The organism is Desulfuromusa kysingii (genome assembly GCF_900107645.1).
Taxonomy (GTDB): Bacteria; Desulfobacterota; Desulfuromonadia; order Desulfuromonadales; family Geopsychrobacteraceae; genus Desulfuromusa; species Desulfuromusa kysingii.
In genome coordinates, this window is sequence record NZ_FNQN01000001.1 from 93477 (window position 1) to 112825 (window position 19349).

At 48.2% G+C, this 19349-nt stretch carries 18 protein-coding genes; 17 read left to right on the forward strand and 1 reads right to left on the reverse strand.

What is annotated here, in order from left to right; genetic code table 11:
- The first annotated feature begins 8 nt into the window (after positions 1-8).
- Positions 9-1007: a YhdH/YhfP family quinone oxidoreductase gene (locus BLU87_RS00480; protein WP_092343976.1), complete on the forward strand. Its 999-nt coding sequence runs from the start codon at positions 9-11 to the stop codon at positions 1005-1007.
- A 318-nt stretch (positions 1008-1325) separates the two neighbouring features.
- On the opposite strand, the gene BLU87_RS00485 is transcribed toward BLU87_RS00480, so the two are convergent.
- On the reverse strand, positions 1326-2501 hold the full coding sequence (locus tag BLU87_RS00485) for an MFS transporter (RefSeq protein ID WP_092343977.1): 1176 nt from the start codon (positions 2499-2501) through the stop codon (positions 1326-1328).
- Between the two features lie 631 nt (positions 2502-3132).
- On the opposite strand from BLU87_RS00485, the gene BLU87_RS00490 reads away from it, so the two are divergent.
- The 16 genes from BLU87_RS00490 to BLU87_RS00565 all read left to right on the forward strand — a co-directional run bounded on the left by BLU87_RS00490 (position 3133) and on the right by BLU87_RS00565 (position 19308).
- The gene (locus tag BLU87_RS00490) at positions 3133-3888 is read left to right on the forward strand and encodes a TatD family hydrolase (RefSeq protein WP_092343978.1); all 756 of its coding nucleotides are present in this window, start codon (positions 3133-3135) and stop codon (positions 3886-3888) included.
- Positions 3889-3930: 42 nt separating this feature from the next.
- Positions 3931-4647, forward strand: a complete 717-nt coding sequence (locus BLU87_RS00495; protein WP_092344593.1) for a tRNA threonylcarbamoyladenosine dehydratase — start codon at positions 3931-3933, stop codon at positions 4645-4647.
- Positions 4648-5403: a sulfite exporter TauE/SafE family protein gene (locus BLU87_RS00500; RefSeq protein ID WP_092343979.1), complete on the forward strand. Its 756-nt coding sequence runs from the start codon at positions 4648-4650 to the stop codon at positions 5401-5403. It begins immediately after the preceding gene.
- 128 nt (positions 5404-5531) lie between these two features.
- Complete coding sequence (gene def / locus BLU87_RS00505) at positions 5532-6059, forward strand: peptide deformylase (protein ID WP_092343980.1); 528 nt, start codon at positions 5532-5534, stop codon at positions 6057-6059.
- Positions 6046-6996, forward strand: a complete 951-nt coding sequence (fmt, locus tag BLU87_RS00510) for a methionyl-tRNA formyltransferase (protein ID WP_092343981.1) — start codon at positions 6046-6048, stop codon at positions 6994-6996. The genes def and fmt overlap by 14 nt, the downstream gene beginning before the upstream one ends.
- Before the next feature lie 42 nt (positions 6997-7038).
- The gene (htpX, locus tag BLU87_RS00515) at positions 7039-7866 is read left to right on the forward strand and encodes a zinc metalloprotease HtpX (protein WP_092343982.1); all 828 of its coding nucleotides are present in this window, start codon (positions 7039-7041) and stop codon (positions 7864-7866) included.
- The gene (gene rsmB, locus BLU87_RS00520) at positions 7867-9225 is read left to right on the forward strand and encodes a 16S rRNA (cytosine(967)-C(5))-methyltransferase RsmB (protein WP_092343983.1); all 1359 of its coding nucleotides are present in this window, start codon (positions 7867-7869) and stop codon (positions 9223-9225) included. It abuts the gene before it with no gap.
- Between the two features lie 29 nt (positions 9226-9254).
- Entirely contained in the window at positions 9255-9929 is a 675-nt protein-coding gene (gene rpe / locus BLU87_RS00525; protein WP_092343984.1) for a ribulose-phosphate 3-epimerase, read from the forward strand.
- Positions 9922-10338, forward strand: a complete 417-nt coding sequence (locus tag BLU87_RS00530; RefSeq protein ID WP_092343985.1) for a hypothetical protein — start codon at positions 9922-9924, stop codon at positions 10336-10338. The genes rpe and BLU87_RS00530 overlap by 8 nt, the downstream gene beginning before the upstream one ends.
- 235 nt (positions 10339-10573) lie before the next feature.
- On the forward strand, positions 10574-12598 hold the full coding sequence (locus BLU87_RS00535) for an FAD-dependent oxidoreductase (RefSeq protein ID WP_092343986.1): 2025 nt from the start codon (positions 10574-10576) through the stop codon (positions 12596-12598).
- An 82-nt stretch (positions 12599-12680) separates the two neighbouring features.
- Complete coding sequence (locus BLU87_RS00540; protein WP_092343987.1) at positions 12681-15227, forward strand: molybdopterin-dependent oxidoreductase; 2547 nt, start codon at positions 12681-12683, stop codon at positions 15225-15227.
- Between the two features lie 197 nt (positions 15228-15424).
- On the forward strand, positions 15425-15691 hold the full coding sequence (locus BLU87_RS00545) for an AtpZ/AtpI family protein (protein WP_092343988.1): 267 nt from the start codon (positions 15425-15427) through the stop codon (positions 15689-15691).
- On the forward strand, positions 15678-16040 hold the full coding sequence (locus BLU87_RS00550; protein WP_092343989.1) for an ATP synthase subunit I: 363 nt from the start codon (positions 15678-15680) through the stop codon (positions 16038-16040). The genes BLU87_RS00545 and BLU87_RS00550 overlap by 14 nt, the downstream gene beginning before the upstream one ends.
- 31 nt (positions 16041-16071) lie before the next feature.
- The gene (atpB, locus tag BLU87_RS00555) at positions 16072-16746 is read left to right on the forward strand and encodes a F0F1 ATP synthase subunit A (RefSeq protein WP_092343990.1); all 675 of its coding nucleotides are present in this window, start codon (positions 16072-16074) and stop codon (positions 16744-16746) included.
- A gap of 77 nt (positions 16747-16823) precedes the next feature.
- On the forward strand, positions 16824-17090 hold the full coding sequence (atpE, locus tag BLU87_RS00560) for an ATP synthase F0 subunit C (protein ID WP_092343991.1): 267 nt from the start codon (positions 16824-16826) through the stop codon (positions 17088-17090).
- Positions 17091-17442: 352 nt separating this feature from the next.
- Positions 17443-19308, forward strand: a complete 1866-nt coding sequence (locus BLU87_RS00565; RefSeq protein WP_092343992.1) for a cytochrome C — start codon at positions 17443-17445, stop codon at positions 19306-19308.
- Positions 19309-19349 lie beyond the last annotated feature (41 nt).

Sequence of the window (19349 nt, forward strand, 5' to 3'; positions counted from 1 at the left end):
AGGTCTCTATGGCGACAGAATTTCAAGCATTACTGGTAGAACAGCCAGAGAAGAAAGTTTTTACCCGGGCCGTTGTGACCCGTTCACTAGATGAGTTACCTGCTGGTGATCTGGTCGTCAAAGTCCATTACTCTTCCCTTAATTTCAAAGATGCCCTCTCTGCGACCGGGAACCCTGGGGTCACGCGCAATTTTCCCCATACTCCCGGCATTGATGCGGCCGGAGAAGTTGTCTCCTGTGGCGATGGAGCCTTCCAGCCCGGAGACAAGGTCATTGTCACCAGCTACGATTTGGGGATGGAGACCGACGGTGGTTTTGGTCAGCTGATTCGGGTCCCCAGCCAGTGGGCGTTGAAGCTACCAGAAGGGTTGACATTAAGAGAAAGTATGATGCTCGGAACCGCAGGTTTAACCGCAGCTCTGTCCGTGCAGGAACTGGTGGCAAGCGGAGTGACTCCAGACAACGGTCCCGTTCTTGTGACTGGTGCCACTGGTGGTGTGGGGAGTCTGGCTGTTGCGATTCTGGCAAAGGCAGGATTTACTGTAACTGCAGTTACCGGCAAGCTTGAAGAGAGCGATTATCTCAAGAGTTTAGGTGCTGAAACGGTGATCAGTCGGGAGACTTTGTTGGCTGGCAATGAACGGCCAATGTTGAAAACAACCTGGGCTGGTGGCGTCGATTGTGTCGGTGGCGATATGCTTGCTGCGGCGATCAAATCGACACAATATGATGGTGCTGTGACCTGTTGCGGATTGGTCGGTGCCGTTGATTTAAATGTCAGTATTTTCCCCTTTATTCTCCGAGGAGTTCGCTTGATCGGTATTGATTCTGCGGAATGTTCGATGGAGCGCCGGACCAAGGCCTGGCAGAGGCTGGCCACCGACTGGAAGCTCAATCAATTAGAGGCGATGATTGATGAGGTGACACTTGCAGGCTTGGAAGATAAGATTCAGACGATGCTCAAGGGTGGATTAAAGCGGCGTGCTCTTGTCAATCTTTTGGATTGAAAATGTGAGCTGCAGAGCATTGTTTAGTTGAGGTCAACAAAGACCGTCAACAGTGATTTACAATTGTTGTTCAGAAGAGCAGGGGCGTGGATGAAGAGGTTATGGTGACTTATAGCGTCCGTAAAGTGGATAGCAGGTTTTCGTCTCCATGGATATTTGTTAGGTTCTCATTCCGCCAAGCTACCAATTGATCTAGCGGAGATGAATAGCGCAAACCTCGGGGCATCCATGCGAGGTAACATCAATGGATGCCCCGAGGTTTTTCTTCTCAGCCTCTTGCTGTTTGTTCGGACAAGCAGGATCACAAATTCTAGCTGACTACTCTTTCACCATACTTTCCTTGGCAAAAACCCACATCACGACGGCAAAACAGGACGAGACTCCCCCCAAGACTACAGCGCTGGCGCCGAGTCCGATGAAGCTCATAATTCCGGTAATAAACAGGGGGCCTCCAGAAAATCCGAGATCACAGACAAAGCGCCAGACCCCTAAAAACTGCCCCCGGTAATTTTCTGGAGCCAGATCTGCGGCAATTGACATGATGACGCCGGTCGCTAAACCATTACCAAATGCCATGATGAGCGTCCCCACGACATAGCCAGCTAAGTTGTTTGAGTAGGTTAGAATCACCAGACTGACTGCCATAATGAGTGTTCCTGGAATTATTGTAAATTTTCGCCCCCACTTATCCATGATATAGCCGGCGGGGAGGAACATGATAAATTCCAGAATTGTTGCCAGTGAAGCAAAAAAGCCGATTTCTGCAGGGGTCAACTCTAGGACACTGCCGAAGAGTGTCACCAGCAACGGGCTGGCGCCACGCAAACTTGTTATCCCAATCGCTCCGATTCCGGAAGTGAGAAAGATTCTTTTATTCTCCCGTAAAGTACGAACGAAAGCGTGAGAACGCATCTCTCGATTCTGGCAACATGGTGTATTTTCACAACAGATCAGAATATTGAGAGCCGCAAGCAGGGCGAACGCTCCCAGCGCGATTAAAGCCGGGACAAAGCCAAAGAACGTAGCGATAAAACCACCCCCGATCGGTCCGATAATTCCACCGATACGCTGTAGGCTGGCCATAAAGGCGATAACCCGGCCCCGTTCGTGAGGATCACATTTTTTGCCGACATAGGACAGCCGGGAGAGCATCATTACGGAAAAGGCTGCTCCTGACAAAAGCGAGATGAGAACAAACATGACTGGGCTATCAAATGTGGCAAAAAGAAACAGTGACAGTGCGGCCGCCACGTTTCCCACAAGCATACCGCCCTTATCGCCCAGACGTGACACCAGAAAGCCAGCTGGAAGATCCATGAACAACATTCCGATTCCACGAATGCTGATTATAGAAGCGGCCAGCGTGACTCCGTAGCCTTGGTTCAGAATGTAGAGGGGGAGGAGAATCAGAGAGGCTCTCAGACTCACGAAAGCGCAGAAGGTTGGTAGAAATACCGGGAATAATAATTGACGGAACGTCGTACGGATAGACATGATCTTACTAGAAGTCCTTACAATGCAAAGCGATCCCCTGTAGCAACAGGGACATTGACTGCAATCCCCTCATTGGGTGTGTGGTTTGGGGGCTGTTGTCAAATCGGGTATATTTCTTATCCAGAGGTTTGATCGGTTATGTGCAAATCTGGCCTTGGTGTTTTGAATCAGGGTTAACTGTGTTGTCATCTTGAACTATTTAGTGGCACTTTTTGAATCCTTTCCAGGGTGAGTTGATTTTCTAGGATAGGGATAAGTCGAGGTTTTTCTTTCTCCACATCGATACCGTATGCGGTACAAAGAGTGAACCTGTAAGTGCTTTTTAATACTAGCATATTTTTGGTTTGAGTGCTGCTAAAATGTATCATTTTCGTCCGTGGAAACTGTTATTTTATCTGGGTTGAGTTGCTCCAGGTTGTCAGCCAGGAGAGGTTGGTGGTCACATTCCCAATGGTTGAATCCGTGGTGAGAAATAGCTGCAACAAGGGATACTCGCCTTGGACCGGTTCTTTCGTGAATCGTGATGGTTCAGGATTGCATGTCGAGAGTATATCCTTGTTCAAATTTGCTCTGAATTAGTGTCGTTGGAGTTCTCGTTGTTGTATGCAGACAAAGATTGTAAGATGCGACCATGAACGACTGGTTCGATACTCATATTCATTTGCTCGCTCCAGAATGGCGACAACGTCCAGAAGAACTGTATCAGCAGATCTCAGCTTTGGGCGTTGGCAAAATGGTGATGCCTGGGGTACGAGTTGCAGACTGGCCTGCTTTGTTGGCGCTTGCACAACACCTGCCGGCGGTGTATTTTGCTCCGGGCCTGCATCCAGTGTACGCGGATCAGTGGAATGCCAATGCTGCCGAACAACTGAAGAGGTTGGCGGGGATGGAAAAAGTCGTGGCTATTGGTGAAATCGGTCTGGATGCTGTAGCCGGACCTTCTCTGGATGAGCAGGAGCTGGTTTTTCGTTCCCAGTTGCAGATTGCGTTGGATTGCAATCTTCCGGTGTTGTTACACAGTCGTAATACCACCGGACGTGTTCTTGCTGTCCTACGTGAACTTAATGTCGGCCAACAGGTCGGTGGGATCTGGCACGGTTTTTCCGGTAGTATTCAGGTCGCCAATGAACTGGTTTGTCTAGGTTTCAAAATTGGCGTCGGACCGATCCTGCTACGGAAGTCTGCGCGCAAGCTGCCTCTGGCGGTTGTCAATCTCCCGGAAGATGCGCTGGTGTTGGAGACAGATGCTCCGGATATGATTGCCGAAGTGGATGGGTTGCTGCATGTGGCGCAGCGACTGGCAGAGCTGAAGGGCTGGAATTTGGAGCGAGTCGCGAAGATGACCTATGAGAATGCTACCAGGGTCTTTTCAAGGATTCAGTGCTGAATATTTGTCTCCACGGGGATAAGAACAGGAGTTGTGGTCATTTTGAACGAAGCTAGGTTTCACCGTATGCAGCTGCTGGTTGGCGATAGTGCCATGGCGCGGTTACAAAATTCTACGGTGGCAATTTTCGGTGTTGGCGGGGTTGGGAGTTACGCTGTCGAGGCTCTGGTACGAGCTGGTGTCGGTCGGCTGGTCTTGGTTGATTTTGATACCATTTGTGCGACGAATATCAATCGTCAAATCCATGCCCTAGAAGAGACCGTGGGCCAGATCAAGGTTGAGGCGATGGCTCAACGCTGTCTGGCGATTAACCCACAGCTCAAGATTGTAGTTCACAACAAGGTTTATGCTGCTGATACGAGCGCGGAACTTCTGGATATTGAGTATGATTATGTTCTTGACTGTATCGACAGTATTAGTGACAAGTTGCATTTGATCCAGGGCTGTCTTCGTCGTAAGCTGCCGATTATCTCTGCTATGGGGGCGGCAAATAAGTTAGACCCAACATTGATCAAAGTGGCTGACATCTCGATGACGAAAAAATGTCGCTTAGCCCGAACCATCCGCAAAGAGCTACGTAAACAGGGCATAGAGCAGGGCGTTAAAGTTGTCTATTCTACTGAAGAGTTTCGACCTCTGACCGGAGCTGATGCTGCCGAGCGGAAGCCGACCCTTGGCAGTTCATCATATCTTCCTCCTTTGTTTGGTCTGACGATGGCCGGGGAGGTTATTCGTAGTCTTATCGGAGAGCGTAATTAAATGGATGCATATTTCTGGCAGTTGCCGTTGTTGTTCGTTGTTGGTGTGGTGGCTGGAATTCTCAATACGATTGCCGGTGGCGGCTCACTTTTAACTCTACCGTTGCTGATTTTTATGGGTTTGTCCGGCGCGGTTGCCAACGGTACGAATCGGATTGCAATATTCTGTCAGAATATTTTTGCTATTCGTGGCTACAGTAAGCGAGGGATGCTGCCGTTACAGCTGGCATTGCTTTGTACTCCACCTGCGCTTCTGGGCAGTTGGGTCGGAGCAAATCTAGCGATTAACCTTGATGATCAGGTCTTCAAGCGGTTGTTGGCGCTGATTATGGTCGGCGTCTTGATCTTCACCGCCGTTGACCCCATGAAACGCATTCGGCAACAGGAAGTCAACTTTGGGTGGTGGCGTAAAATTCTGATTGTGCTCTCCTTTTTCGGTGTTGGTATCTACGGTGGATTTGTGCAGGCTGGCGTCGGCTTTATCGTGATTACGGCACTGCTGATCCATGGACTTGATCTAGTGCGTATCAATGCGATCAAGGTCTTTGTCATATTTGCTTACACTTTTATCGCTCTTGGTGTTTTTATCTATCACGGTCAGATTGATTATTACCTCGGCTTTGCCTTGGCGGCAGGGAACTCAATCGGTGGGATGATCGGACCAAGGCTGGCCGTTGCCAAGGGACACGACTGGATCAAGAAAGTTGTCAGTGTCACTGTGTTGGTGTTTGCGTTGAAATTGTTACTATTTCCGTAACTCTCTGTTAATCGGTTCCCCTATTGTTGACTGTAGAACTGGTAAAGGGTTATTATGGACGTAGTTTTTTTTAAGAACATCTATATTTTTAAGTCACTTACGAAAATAGCTATAGGCGGAGAAAGAACATGGCTTTACTAGAAATTTTACGCTACCCGGACCCTTTGCTGAAACAAAAGTCGGCCCCCGTGAGCGAATTTAATGATCAACTCAAACAGTTGGCAGCCGATATGGTTGAGACCATGTACGCAGCTCCTGGCGTCGGTTTGGCTGCACCTCAGGTGGGAGCTTTGCAGCGCCTGATTATCTTGGATTGTTCTGCAAAGGATGAACCTGCTGACCTGTTGGTTGCCGTCAATCCCGAAATTATTGCTGGAGAGGGGGATTCTCTGGAAGAGGAAGGCTGTCTCTCCGTCCCCGGATATTGGGCCAGTGTGAAGCGGCACGCAACGGTAACGTTGCGTTATCAGGACACCGATGGACAAGTTCATGAACGGGAAGCTGATGGCTTACTGGCTATTGGCATGCAACACGAAATTGATCATCTGGAGGGGGTTCTGTTTGTTGACCGCCTCTCTCCTTTGAAGCGTTCGATGTTCCGAAAAAAATATATGAAGGCGCTGAAGGAAAAGGAAGCTAAAAATGCTGAAGCCTGAGAGTCTGCGGACAGTTTTTATGGGGACTCCTGAGTTTGCGCTGGGGGCGCTGGAGGGGTTGCTTGCTTCAGGAGTGAACCTCGTTGGGGTTTATACTCAGCCTGATCGCCCTAAAGGGCGCGGCAAGAAACTTGCGGCGTCCCCGGTTAAACAACTGGCCATGAAGCATGAAATCCCGGTTTTTCAGCCACAAAAATTACGTGATCCTGTCGCGGTGGAAGCGTTGCGACAATTGCAGCCAGACTTAATTATTGTTGTCGCTTATGGTCAAATTCTCCCCCAAGTTATCCTTGAGATGCCCTCCTACCACTGCATCAATATTCACGCATCTTTGTTGCCTAAATATCGTGGTGCTGCACCGATTAATAAGGCTATTATCGATGGTGAAACTGAGACCGGAGTGACGACGATGCTGATGGATGTCGGGCTCGACACCGGTGATATGTTGATTAAGCGCAGCTTGAAGATTGGTGAAAATGAGACCTCCGGGCAGCTGCACGACCGGCTGGCACTGTTAGGGCGGGAGGTGCTGGAAGAGACGCTGCAACAGCTTTGCGCCGGAACTCTGGTGAGGACGAAACAAGATGACGAGTTGAGCTGTTACGCCCCGATGATGAAGAAAGAAGATGGTCTGATTGACTGGCAAAAATCTGCGACCGATATCCATAATCAGGTGCGCGGTCTTGACCCCTGGCCTGGAGCCTACACTTATCTTGATGATGAGGTCCTGAAGATTGCGACGACAACCGTTGTCGCAGATAATTCTGGTGAGCCGGGGACAATCCTCTCTGCCGATAAGACAGGCGTGTGTGTTGCCTGTGGCGAAGGGGCTCTAAATGTCGGCGAATTACAGCTACCGGGAAAAAAACGCCTCTCAGCGATGAACTTTTTAAGTGGGCGACCACTGTTTGTAGGAACCCGGTTACGGTCATCGTAAGCCGGAAAGAGAATTTAGAATTAAAAGGAGAATTAAAAAAGCATGAATACCGCACGTACAGTTATGTTAATGACCTTGCTGACACTGGTTTTGGTTGGTGCCGGAGGAGCTCTTGGTGGTCAAGGGGGAGCGTTTTTTGCTCTGATCATGGCCGCTGCGATGAACCTTGGGAGTTACTGGTTCTCCGACAAGGTTGTCATTAAGATGTATCGTGGCCAAGAAACCCGCACTGGCGAACTCTATGAGGTGGTCAGCGAGATTTGTCAGCAAAATAATCTTATTATGCCCAAAGTGTATCTCTTGCCGCAGGAGACGCCGAATGCTTTTGCTACCGGCCGCAATCCTAGCCATGCTGTAGTTGCCGCAACGCAAGGAATTACCCGGATTCTCAGTCGTGATGAGTTGAAGGGCGTCATGGCTCACGAAATGGCACACGTACAAAATCGCGATATCCTTATCGGTTCTGTTGCCGCAACATTTGCTGGAGCAATCAGCTTTCTGGCGAATATGGCGCAATGGTCGATGCTTTTTGGTGGTCGGGATGATGAAGACAGTAATCCTGTTGCAATGATCGCAATGATGATTCTCGCCCCTATTGCTGCGATGTTGGTACAGATGGCGATTTCCCGCTCTCGGGAGTATGGTGCTGATCAAAAAGGGGCGCAACTTTGTGGCAATCCCCACTCCCTTGCCAACGCCCTGCGCAAGCTTGAATCGGCCAATCAGCGGATGCCGATGCAGAAGGTTAACGAGGCAACGGCACATATGTTTATCGTCAACCCTTTAAGTGGTAAAAGTATGGCCAAGCTATTTTCAACTCATCCACCGATGGAAGAACGGATTCGTCGCCTTGAAGGGATGCAGATTTAAGTGACCTCTCGACCAACAGACAGTCCCCGGAGGGCTGTATACGAAATCCTGCAACGGGTGGCAGATGGCGCTTTTGCCGATGTGATGCTGGATACAATATTGAGCCGTTCCAAGCTGGAAGCGCGTGACCGACGTCTGGTCACAGAGCTGGTTTATGGTATTTTGCGGTTGCAGGGACGGATCGATTTTGCCCTGGCACAATTTTGTAACCAGCCGTTACAACGTTTACAGCCGGAAGTTCTATGGCTACTTCGGCTTGGTACCTATCAGCTGCTTGAGCTGGATCGAGTGCCCGCTCATGCGGCGGTCAACTCAACCGTGGAATTGGCGCGTGAGCTGCACTTGGAGCAAGCGGTCGGATTTATCAACGGGGTGTTGCGTTCCCTTGATCGGGGCAAGGCAAGTATTCCTTGGCCGGCACCGGAGAAGATCAAACTTTATCTGCAGCATGTTTGTAGTCAGCCAGCCTGGTTGAGTAAAGAGATCATGAGGCAGTTACCGAATGTTGAGGCACGAGCTTTAGGGGAGAGCTTGGCTGGGCCGCCACCGCTGACCTTGCGTGTGAACAGCTTGAAGACGAGCCCGGAGGACTTTTTGCACGCTCTGGGTGAAGCTGGGCACCAAGCTCATCTGAGCACTTTTGCTCCAGAAGGGGTGACAATTGATCGGCGCGGCGAAAAGCCGTTGCCGGGGGATGCTCAAGGTTGGTATCAGGTGCAGGACGAGGCAAGTATTCTCATCGCTCATCTTTTGGATGCCCATCCCGAACAGCGGATCCTTGATGCTTGCGCTGCTCCGGGGGGAAAGACGACCCATCTCGCGGCAGTAACGGAGAATCAGTCTGAAATTGTTGCCCTGGATAAATATCCCCGCCGGGTTGAAATGATTCAGCAAGGGGCCCTGAGACTCGGCTGTTCAAGCATTACCGCCAAGCAATGGGACTTGACTGAACCCGCAGATTTTCTTGAAACTCAAAGTTTTGATCGTATTCTTCTTGATGCCCCCTGTAGCGGTCTCGGGGTGTTGCGCCGCAATCCTGAAGGGCGTTGGAACAAGAGCTCAGTCAACCTGAGGGAGCTTGCGGCGCTGCAACGGCAAATCCTTGAAAATATTGCTCCGTTGGTGAAGCCTGAAGGTAAGCTCCTCTACTCGGTCTGTACTTTCAGTCATGGTGAAACAGATGCCATCATTGATGGATTTCTGGCAGACCATCCTGAATTTGTCTTAGAAAACCTGCAACAGCAGGTCTCACCGGATTGGGCAGACCTGTTTACAGCGCGGGGGACCTTGCGTAGCTATCCGCATAGGCACAGCAACATGGATGCTTTTTTTGCGGCACGCCTACACCGGCGATCCTGATACCTATTATTCTATCCATTGGAAAAACTATGATTAAAATTGCCCCCTCAATCTTGTCCGCAGACTTCTCTTGTTTAGGTGCGGAGATCAAGGCCATCGATCAAGCCGGTGCCGATTACGTTCATGTCGATGTTATGGATGGACATTTTGTCCCTAACATCACGATCGGCCCTCTGGTTGTTGATGCCATCCGTCCGATCACGCAGCGACCGTTGGATGTTCACCTGATGATTGAAAACCCGGATCAGTACATTCCCGCCTTTGCGGAAGCTGGAGCCGACATTATTGTTGTCCATAGTGAAGCGGTTAGGCATCTCCATCGAACTGTCCAGCTGATTAAGTCTTTAGGCAAAAAAGCGGGAGTCTCTTTGAATCCAGCGACATCCTTGACGGATCTTGATATTATCTTGCCCGATCTTGATTTGGTGCTGCTGATGACGGTCAACCCCGGATTTGGTGGCCAGTCTTTTATTCCATCGTGTCTACCGAAGATCTCAGCGTTACGGCAGAAGATCAACACCTTGGGTCTGCCTATTGAACTGGAAGTTGATGGTGGGGTCAAGGTCGACAATATCGAGCAGATTGCCGCGGCAGGAGCCGATGTCTTTGTCGCTGGAAGTGCAGTTTTCGGTGCTGATGATTATCGGTCAACTATTTCACAGTTAAAAGAAAATGGTGCTAAGGGACAAGCTTACTATGCGTAACTTGCTGCTTTTATTGTTTATCTGCCCGTTCATGGGTGCATGTCTTGGCTCCGTTGATATGGGGCCAGGGTTGGATACCGTGAGTCAGGGGTTTAGTGAGTCAATGCGTTGGAGCGATTATCCCGGCGCAGCGGCCTATGTCCATCCTGACGTACGTGGGGCATTTCTTGAGCAATTTAAAGAAGATGAGGATCTCCATATTGTTGAGAGCGGAGTTATAAGTGTGGTCATGGACCCGTCTGCGGGCCGAGCGGATGCGGTTTATGTTTTAGAATATTACCGATTGCCCTCAAGTCGGATCAAGAAGTGGCGCTGGGAACAACAATGGCGATTAATTCAGGAAAAGATGACTAAACCGGGGGTCTGGTTAATTGAAAATGAACCCCCAATGTTGCCATGGAATCAGTAAGATGATGCTGGGTCTGCAAACCTAAGGAATTGATTTTCTTTGTCTTTAGCCCTTTTTCTTTACGTCTGATCCAGAAAAAATAGCCTTGATTTAGAGCAGTTGTTTGTGGTATCTACCTGCATACTGTATACGATTTTAAGTACTGAAAACCGCCAGAACATCTGGTGATTCTACCCGTTAACGGGTTTTTCGACCTTCCTCTTTGGAAGGTCGAAGCAGGTCATAGGAGGCCGGTTTGTCACAGGTTGCTTTTTCCAGTTGGGGAAGACAGGTTATCGATAATCGTCAAGGCGACGATGTCGAAGTTGAGGTCGCCAAAAAGAAACTGCCAGTCACTTTTGATGGTGTTAAGCAGATTTCTGCCTTTATGGGGTGGGACGGTCTCATTCTAAATGATGCCAGTGTTGATGTTGTGGCGATGGCGGCAGAATATGCCAAGCATGTGCAGGAAGATTATTGCTGTGCTAAGTGTTCCCCAGGTAAAAAGGGGACTCGGGTGATGCAGGATACCTTGGCCCGGATCGTTGCTGGCAAAGGGACCGAGGGTGATCTGGATACAATTGAGAACATTGGTGAGTTGTTACAGAACTGTAAGTGTACTCTGTGCATGACGTCAGCCATTCCAATTGTCGATACGGTCAAACATTTTAGAGAAGATTATCTGGCTTACATCCGTGGTGTCAAAATAGCGAAAAAAACCGTCGATTATAAATTTAAACTGACTGCACCCTGTCAGGATAAGTGCCCTTCACATATTGATATCCCAGCCTATATTGAAGCTATCAAAGATCGTCGCTTTGATGAATCTTTGGATATTATCCGTAAGAGCATGCCCTTACCGGCAGTCTGTGGCCGAGTTTGTCCACACCCCTGCGAAACAGCCTGTCGCCGAGCTAATGTTGATAATCCTATCAATATTATGGTGCTCAAGCGGACCGCATCTGACTACGAGTGGAAGCATCATCATAAACCGCTTATGCAGCCTAAACCGAAAAAAGATAAAACCGTTGCTATTGTTGGTGCTGGCCCTGCAGGGCTGGCTGCAGCCTATTATCTAGCGCTCGAAGGCTACCCCTGTACGATCTATGAAGCTCTGCCCGAGGGTTTTGGCGGTGGGATGATTGCCGTCGGAATTCCTGCCTACCGGATGCCGCGTCATATTCTGCAGCGGGACATTGATATCATCTGCTCCATGGGAGTTGAGATTGTTTACAACACCAGGGTTGGGACTGATATCAGTCTGATGGAATTGAAGGATAAATTTGATGCTGTTCTTCTTGCTCCCGGAGCCCATAAGTCCAAACCGATGGGGGTTGAGGGGGAGGACGAAGGCTACAGCGGTTTCCTTGCCGGAGGGATTGAGTTTTTGCGCGAGGCCTATCAAGGGAAACCGACGGGTATGGGCAAAAAAGTTTGCGTTGTTGGCGGTGGTAACACTGCAATTGACTGCGTTCGGGTCGCACTGCGGGAAGGAGCTGAAGAATCGGTTCTCCTGTATCGTAGGACGCGTAACGAAATGCCTGCGGATGTCTGGGAAATTGACGGCGCTGATGAAGAAGGTGTCCGTTTTGAATTTCTGGTGCTGCCGAAGAAGATTGTTGTCGATGAAAACCGTCAGGTTACGGGGGTGGAATGCCTGAAGATGCAGCTGGGTGAGCCTGACGATTCCGGTCGTCGTCGTCCCCAACCGATTGAAGGCAGTGAATTCATCGTTGAGTGTGACACTCTCATTCCAGCCATCGGTCAGGATCCTGATCTCTCCTTTATCACCGAGGATACCGGGATCAAGATTACCCGTTGGAATACGGTTATCACCAAATATATCCCCCTGAAAAACGGTGCCGATCGGGATCTGAGTGACACCATGGGGAACCCACTGTCACGGACCCTGTTGACCGATATGGAGGGTGTCTTTGCTTCTGGTGATGCTGAGATCGGGCCACTGACTGTTGTTGCCTGTGTTGGTAATGCTCACCGCGCTGCAAAAGTTATTCAACGTTGGCTGGAAGAAGGCAGTGCTTATCTGACCGATGACGACTTTCACGAAGATATTTTGTCAAATCTTGGCGTTTACGATAAGAATGAAAACGTTCCCTGGCTTGCTGCGGTGCAGCGTTTTAACCAGCACGAGGTCCATGGTAAAGAACGGGCCAGCGCGGGGAATTATAACGAAGTCGAACTTGGTTTCTCGGACAGTGAAGCAGTTATGGAAGCAGAACGCTGCTTACGCTGCTACCGTGTATCAATGATCGCTGTTTAGACTAAAAAACATCACAGAGGTTGTTTGCTGAGCGGATTTATTGTCCAGATATAAAACAGCCAGTATTCGAGGAAATATTAATATGGTCAACCTGACGATAGACGGTAAGTCGGTAAGTGTACCCAAGGACACAACAATTCTTGAGGCCGCTCGGCAAGTGGATATTCATATTCCAACCCTCTGTTGGTTAGAGAAGGTGTCACCGACAGGTGCGTGCCGAATTTGTGCAGTCGAGATTGAAGGTGTCGACCGTCCGATGACCGCCTGTAACACCCCGGTTAAAGAGGGGATCAAAGTTACGACTCAATCGGAGAAGTTGAAGAAAAGTCGGAGGCAGATCATGGAGCTGATTCTCGTGAATCATCCTCTTGATTGCCCGGTCTGTGACGCTGGCGGTGAGTGTGACCTGCAGGATATCTGTTATGAGCTGGATGTGGTTCGTCAGGAGTTTCAAGCCGACGATGTTAATCCTGAAACGATCAATCATTGGCCGTTAATTCAACAAGTTCCAAACCGCTGTATCCTCTGTGAGAAATGTGTCAAGGTTTGTCATGAGCTTATTGGTGCGGACGCTCTGTTTGTCAATGATAAGGGGGATCGGGCTTTTATCGACAAAAAGCTTGAAAACTGTACTTACTGTGGCAACTGTGTTGCCGTTTGTCCGACTGGAACAATGATCTCCAAGCCATTCAAGTTTAAAGCCCGCCCATGGACACTACGTAAGGCCCCTTCGGTCTGTACTTACTGCCCTAGCCAGTGTCAGATTGATCTTAATGTTCTCAATAATGACGTTCTGCGAGTGACCTCTGAAGATGTCGGGACCACAAATAAGGGAACCCTCTGTATTGGTGGCTTCTTTGGCTCTAGCTATATCAACCATCAACAGCGGTTAACCGAACCACTTGTTGAGCAGAAATCAGCTCCTTGGGCGGAGGCTCTTGACCGCATTGTTGCTGAAGTCAAAAAAATCAAAGTTGAGAGTGGGGCTGCTGCAATTGCCGGTTTGTCATCTCCACACTTAACGAATGAAGAAAATTATCTCTTCCAGAAACTTTTCAGGACGGCTATCGGAAGCAATAATATAGATACTGAAGCCCGTTTTGGGGCTTTACGAGCATTGCGTGCCCTTGGTCAAGGTTTGGGCCTGCATGGTGCCAGCAACCAGATGGATGTGATTGGCGCTGCTGATGCCGTTCTCGTTTTTGGTGCTGATCCCAGTGCTGAGGCTCCTGCGGTTGATTGGAAAATTCAGGATGCCGTGCGCCGCGGTGATGGTGCGCTGGTGATTGCGAATATGCGTCAGATCCATTTGACCCAATTTGCCGAAAGCCAACTTAGTTACAAGCCTGATAGTGAGATCGCTCTGGCAAATGGTCTTGGTCGTCTGTTGCTGGATCGTCATTATCTGGATGATGATTATCTTAAACGCACGGTTTCCAACTTTGACGAGATGAAAGCTGATCTTGCTGCAGTTGACCTTGACACTGTTGTCGAGTCAACCGGACTCTCCCTTAAGGCTTTAGAGGATGCTGCCGATATTATCGGTAAGGCAAGTAAGGTTGCGGTTATTTTCGGCGCAGATATTTGTAAATCAGAATTTGGCACTTCAAAGGCAGCCGCTGTTGCTAACCTGGCGATTTTGAGCGGAGCTCTGCGTGAGGACGGAGGTTTGTTCCCGTTGGATGAAAAAGGGAATACGCAAGGGGTTCTGAATATGGGTGTGTATCCAGAGAATCTTCCTGGCTTCCAATCCTATGGGGAAAACAAAGCAAAATTTGCCAAGGAATGGAGAAGTGAACTTCCTGAAGGTGGGCTCGATGCTGACGGGATCTTGCAAGAGATCGAAGCAGGAACTATTCGATTCCTCTATCTGGCTGCAACCAACCCACAAAACTTCCCCAATAGTAGTCGCTGGATGAAGGCTTTGGAACAGGTTGAGTTCCTGGTTGTTCAAGATATTTTCCCGACCGAGGTGACCCGTCTGGCAACTGTTGTCCTTCCCGGCTGTACATACGCGGAGAAGTCTGGCAGTTTCACCTCTCTTGATCAGACCGTCCGTAGCTTTAAAGCGGCGATCAAGCCAGTCGGCCAGTGTCGCGAAGACTGGGAGATTTTTGCCGAACTCTACGCTCGTCTGAGTAAAAACTCTATGACTCAGGATCGTGATGATGTTATGAGCGAGCTACGCAAGTTGACGTCTCTGTATACAGACGTCAATCTCCTTGAGGACAAATATGCTACCAGTGTACAGAAGCCGCATCAGGTGGCAGACCAAAGTCTGAAATATCAACTAATTTCAGTCTCCAAAGGGGTGGATGGCCTACAATTGTTGACAGGTACCTCATCCAGCCATTTTGGGACGACATCAACTTGGGCTTCCGCGCCCCTCGAGGTAGAAGCTGAAGGTCTGATCAGGGTGAATTTGGTAGACGCCAAGGCTGCAGGGATTAATGATGGCGATGAAGTCAAGGTCACTAGTGTCACAGGTTCGACACAGGGTAAAGTTCTTGTTACTGAATCTGTCCCCGCAGGATTGATATTTGCCCCACATAATTTTGTGACTCTAGGGGCTCAACAATTACTGGCTGATGGTAGCAATATGACCCCAGTCCAGATGGTAAAAATATAACCATTAAAAATATACTGTGATGTCATGTGCCCCGAGATTTCTCGGGGCTTTTTTGTCTTAAAAAATACCAGATATTAATGCTTTAGGGGAGTGACCGGGGAGAGGGTGGGAAAAATCTGACTTGACTCATTGTGTGGCTATATGGTACTAAAAGTCCGCTTTTGTGCCAGATCCCTAGTATTGGTGAAACCATTTAAATGGCTGAAGACAAGCGTCAATTATATAAGAGCCTCGGGTTTCTCTCGAGTGTCGGAATCTCCCTTGTTGCCGCTATCTTGATTGGCATGGTCATGGGGATATATCTGGATCGCTGGTTGGATACGCGGCCTTGGTTTACCTTGATCATGTTATTGATCGGTATCATCTCGGGATTTCGCAATGTGTATATTCTGACAACACGTGAATTGAAACGTCAGGAATTAGAAAATCAGAATCCTGACGACGATACCGATGCCACAAACTGAACAGCTTCTGGCTGAAATGGCGGTTCGCAACTGGATTATCCTGATTGCTTTGGTTTTACTCAGTTTGTTCTGGCAGTCATATTCGATCACATTTGGGGTTCTGTCAGGTGGTGTGCTGGTTATTATTAACTATCGCGGGCTGGGACGATCATTGTCCAAGGTTTTAGGTGATCCGCAACCGGCAATGGAAAAAGGCTTCAAAAGAAATTATCTGTTTCGGCTACTGTTTATAGCCAGTTCAATATATATCTTGCTGGTTCGCGGGGAGGTTCATCCCCTGGCTCTGGTTGTCGGGCTGTCGGTCGTGGTTATTAATATTATTATTACAACTGTTAAGCGGCTATACTGAGTCTTCACAAAATAATAGGAGAGTTTAACCCATGACACATCCATTTTTATTTCTGCAGTGGATTGAGCAACAGTTGCATCTTCATGTTGGCGAGCATGTTACCTATACGTGGCTGGTGATGGCTCTATTGATCCTCGTCGCTTTCTTAGCTTCTCGGTCAATATCCATGGTCCCTTCAGGGGTGCAGAATCTTATGGAGGCGGTCATTATCGGCATTGATGGCTTAATCGAGGAGACTATGGGTGAGGAAGGTAAAGCCTATTTCCCCCTTATTGCCACATTTGCATTGTTTATTCTTGTCTGTAATCTGATTGGTCTGGTCCCCGGTTTTTATCCTCCGACGGCGAACCTCAATACCAATGCCGCATTAGCCTTGATCGTGTTTGTACTGACCCATGTCGTTGGCTTTAGAAAACATGGAATCGGTTATCTTAAACACTTTATGGGGCCAATTATCTGGCTTGCACCATTGATGTTTGTTATTGAGATTATCGGTCATCTGGCGCGTCCGCTTTCATTGACTTTACGTCTGTTTGGAAATATGTATGGTCACGAAATTGTATTGATGATTTTTCTCGCGTTGGTCCCTTTGTTTCTCCCTATCCCAATGATGTTGATGGGGGTCTTGATCGCATTTATCCAAACCTTTGTGTTTACGTTGCTGGCGATGATTTACGTTGCTGGAGCGTTGGAAGAAGCTCACTAAATTTTATACTCCTGGCACGGGCGAGGAGTAAGTCCTATATATAATAGGAACAACAAAAACAGAAAAAGGAGAATGAAATGGAATTTTTTGCTTGGTGTATGCTTGCTGCTGGTATTGGTATGGGTTTAGGTTCTATCGGTACTGGTATTGGTCAAGGTATTGCTATTAAGGCTGCTTGTGAAGGCGTTGCTCGTAATCCAGGTGCTTCAGGTAAAATTTTGACCACCATGATGATCGGTCTGGCCATGATTGAGTCATTGGCCATCTATGTATTTGTTGTTGCCATGATCATCCTCTTTGCTAACCCCTTCACCGAACAAGTACTGGGGCTGTTAGCCAAATAGATCCATTGAATTTATCAGAACAAATGTTTAAAAAACGGCTCCGTGAGGGGCCGTTTTTTTTTGCCTTAAAATCAGTATAGAACGTTATTATTTTACTCTAGTTAAAAAGTACAGCATGAATACCCCATAAATATAGGGCGTTTTTTGTTGCAATAAATTTATGATGCAGGTAATGTCCCCCATGTATGATAAAAATATACACTCCGCTTAACAAACAACATTCTAGATAACATGAGAATATGACTGATTGATGCCACTCTTTCAGTCTGAAAAGTGTGATGAAAAACTGATCGTACAATTTCTTAATATTTTTGAGTTTGTGCCAGGGTGATACTTATTAAGGAGAGTTTCCATGCGTAAGTTTCTGTATTATTCCTTACTGATGTTGGTTCTATTGTGGAGTTCACAGACCGTTGCAGCTGGAGCGGCTGTCGCAACAGAAACCTGTCTGGAATGTCACGATGATGTCATCGAAATGGATAGCTTCAGTGCTTCCGTTCATGGTGCCAATGGATGCGTCGCCTGTCATAGTGATTTGACGGATATCGAGGCGCATATGGAAGGTGAACTTCTCCCTGGCGCCGTCGATTGTTCACGCTGTCATAAGCAGGAATTTAAAGATTACTTTGATAGTGCTCATAATTTTGATCACCCCAATATCAATCTAAGCTGTACCTCATGCCATAACAATATCCATGCAGTCACAGCATGGAAAGGTGACAAGCAGCGTGCCAACGAAATTTGCGCTACATGTCACACAACTCCTGAAAAAGAATATCAAGCATCAATCCATGCACAGGGTATTGCTGCTGGGAATATGGACGCTGCCGCCTGTATTGATTGTCATGGTCTTCATGCTATCAAACCCGTTGGTGATATGGACGCGCGTGAACGGGCCAGTTTCCGCACAGAACCCTGTATGACCTGTCATGCTGATGAAGAGATGATGGAGGCCAGCGGTGTCTTCCCTGTTGCTGTTGATACTTATCTCGAAAGTTACCACGGAAAAAACTTTAACCTCGGTTACCCCGAAAAAGTAGCAGGGTGTGCCGACTGTCATATGGCTCACCAAGTCTTGCCGAATGAAGATCCCGCATCGAGCCTCAGTCCTGATAACTTGGTTGTCGCCTGTGCAAAATGTCATGAGAATGCTTCAGCACAATTTGTCAAGTTCTATGCTCATGGCGATATGACAGACAGTCACAACTATCCGATTTTATTCTACACATATATTGCCATGAGCACGTTGCTGGTGGGTACGTTCGGGGTCTTCTGGTTTCATTCATTATTATGGATGTTCCGTGGCTTTATTGAGAACAGTGAAAAGAAAAAGGCGTTGGCTGCCGGTGGACAGCTTCACCATGTCGATAATCCCCACAAGATTTACCGTCGTTTTACTAAGATCCATATCTTTATGCACTTGTTGGTTATTATCAGTTTCCTCCTGCTATCGCTGACTGGTTTGCCATTGAAGTTTTCCGATCAGGCATGGGCAAAAGTATTAATGGAATTCTTTGGTGGATCAGCAAATGCAGGACTTTTACATCGACTCGGTGCTGGAATCACCTTTGTCTATTTTGCTATGGCTCTGGCTATGAGCGCGAAATTCTTATTCTATAAACTGCAATATCCTGCGGAATTTTTCCAACGATTGTTCGGTCCTGAATCGCTGTGTCCTAACCTGCGAGACATCGAAGATGTGACTTCAATGGTGCGCTGGTTCTTGTTCTTAGGGCCAAAGCCGACGTTTGACCGCTGGACTTACTGGGAGAAGTTTGATTTTATTGCGGTCTTCTGGGGGATGTTTGCCATAGGTGGTTCTGGATTGATGCTCTGGTTCCCGGAGTTTTTTGGTGCGGCTCTACCTGGCTGGGTATTTAATGTTGCCACAATAATCCATTCGGATGAGGCCCTGCTGGCGACTGGATTTATCTTCACGGTCCACTTCTTTAACACCCATGGTCGTCCAGAGAAGTTCCCGATGGACTTTGTCGTCTTTAATGGAGAGTTGGCGAAGGAAGAGTTCATCGAAGAGCGTGGAGATCAATGGAAGCGGTATGAAGAAGAGGGGACTCTCAAGCAATATGAAGTGGATAAGCCCAGTGGCGCTGTATATGATTTTATCCTCAAAGGATTCGGGTTCACCGCTGTATTGATTGGGGTAGCATTAACGCTGCTGATGATTTATGCTTTTGTCTATGGTGGACACCACTTTTAATCTGTCACTTATATGATTGTAGTGTCAGGGGCTGCCATCCG

Bases quoted from the DNA above. Each gene is read 5' to 3' on its own strand.
- BLU87_RS00485 (WP_092343977.1), bottom strand. From the start codon at position 2,501: ATGTCTATCCGTACGACGTTCCGTCAATTATTATTCCCGGTATTTCTA.
- fmt (WP_092343981.1), top strand. From the start codon at position 6,046: ATGCTGAAGCCTGAGAGTCTGCGGACAGTTTTTATGGGGACTCCTGAG.
- BLU87_RS00540 (WP_092343987.1), top strand. From the start codon at position 12,681: ATGGTCAACCTGACGATAGACGGTAAGTCGGTAAGTGTACCCAAGGAC.
- BLU87_RS00500 (WP_092343979.1), top strand. From the start codon at position 4,648: ATGGATGCATATTTCTGGCAGTTGCCGTTGTTGTTCGTTGTTGGTGTG.
- atpE (WP_092343991.1), top strand. From the start codon at position 16,824: ATGGAATTTTTTGCTTGGTGTATGCTTGCTGCTGGTATTGGTATGGGT.
- atpB (WP_092343990.1), top strand. From the start codon at position 16,072: ATGACACATCCATTTTTATTTCTGCAGTGGATTGAGCAACAGTTGCAT.
- BLU87_RS00490 (WP_092343978.1), top strand. From the start codon at position 3,133: ATGAACGACTGGTTCGATACTCATATTCATTTGCTCGCTCCAGAATGG.
- def (WP_092343980.1), top strand. From the start codon at position 5,532: ATGGCTTTACTAGAAATTTTACGCTACCCGGACCCTTTGCTGAAACAA.
- BLU87_RS00530 (WP_092343985.1), top strand. From the start codon at position 9,922: ATGCGTAACTTGCTGCTTTTATTGTTTATCTGCCCGTTCATGGGTGCA.
- BLU87_RS00480 (WP_092343976.1), top strand. From the start codon at position 9: ATGGCGACAGAATTTCAAGCATTACTGGTAGAACAGCCAGAGAAGAAA.
- rpe (WP_092343984.1), top strand. From the start codon at position 9,255: ATGATTAAAATTGCCCCCTCAATCTTGTCCGCAGACTTCTCTTGTTTA.
- BLU87_RS00545 (WP_092343988.1), top strand. From the start codon at position 15,425: ATGGCTGAAGACAAGCGTCAATTATATAAGAGCCTCGGGTTTCTCTCG.
- BLU87_RS00550 (WP_092343989.1), top strand. From the start codon at position 15,678: ATGCCACAAACTGAACAGCTTCTGGCTGAAATGGCGGTTCGCAACTGG.
- BLU87_RS00565 (WP_092343992.1), top strand. From the start codon at position 17,443: ATGCGTAAGTTTCTGTATTATTCCTTACTGATGTTGGTTCTATTGTGG.
- htpX (WP_092343982.1), top strand. From the start codon at position 7,039: ATGAATACCGCACGTACAGTTATGTTAATGACCTTGCTGACACTGGTT.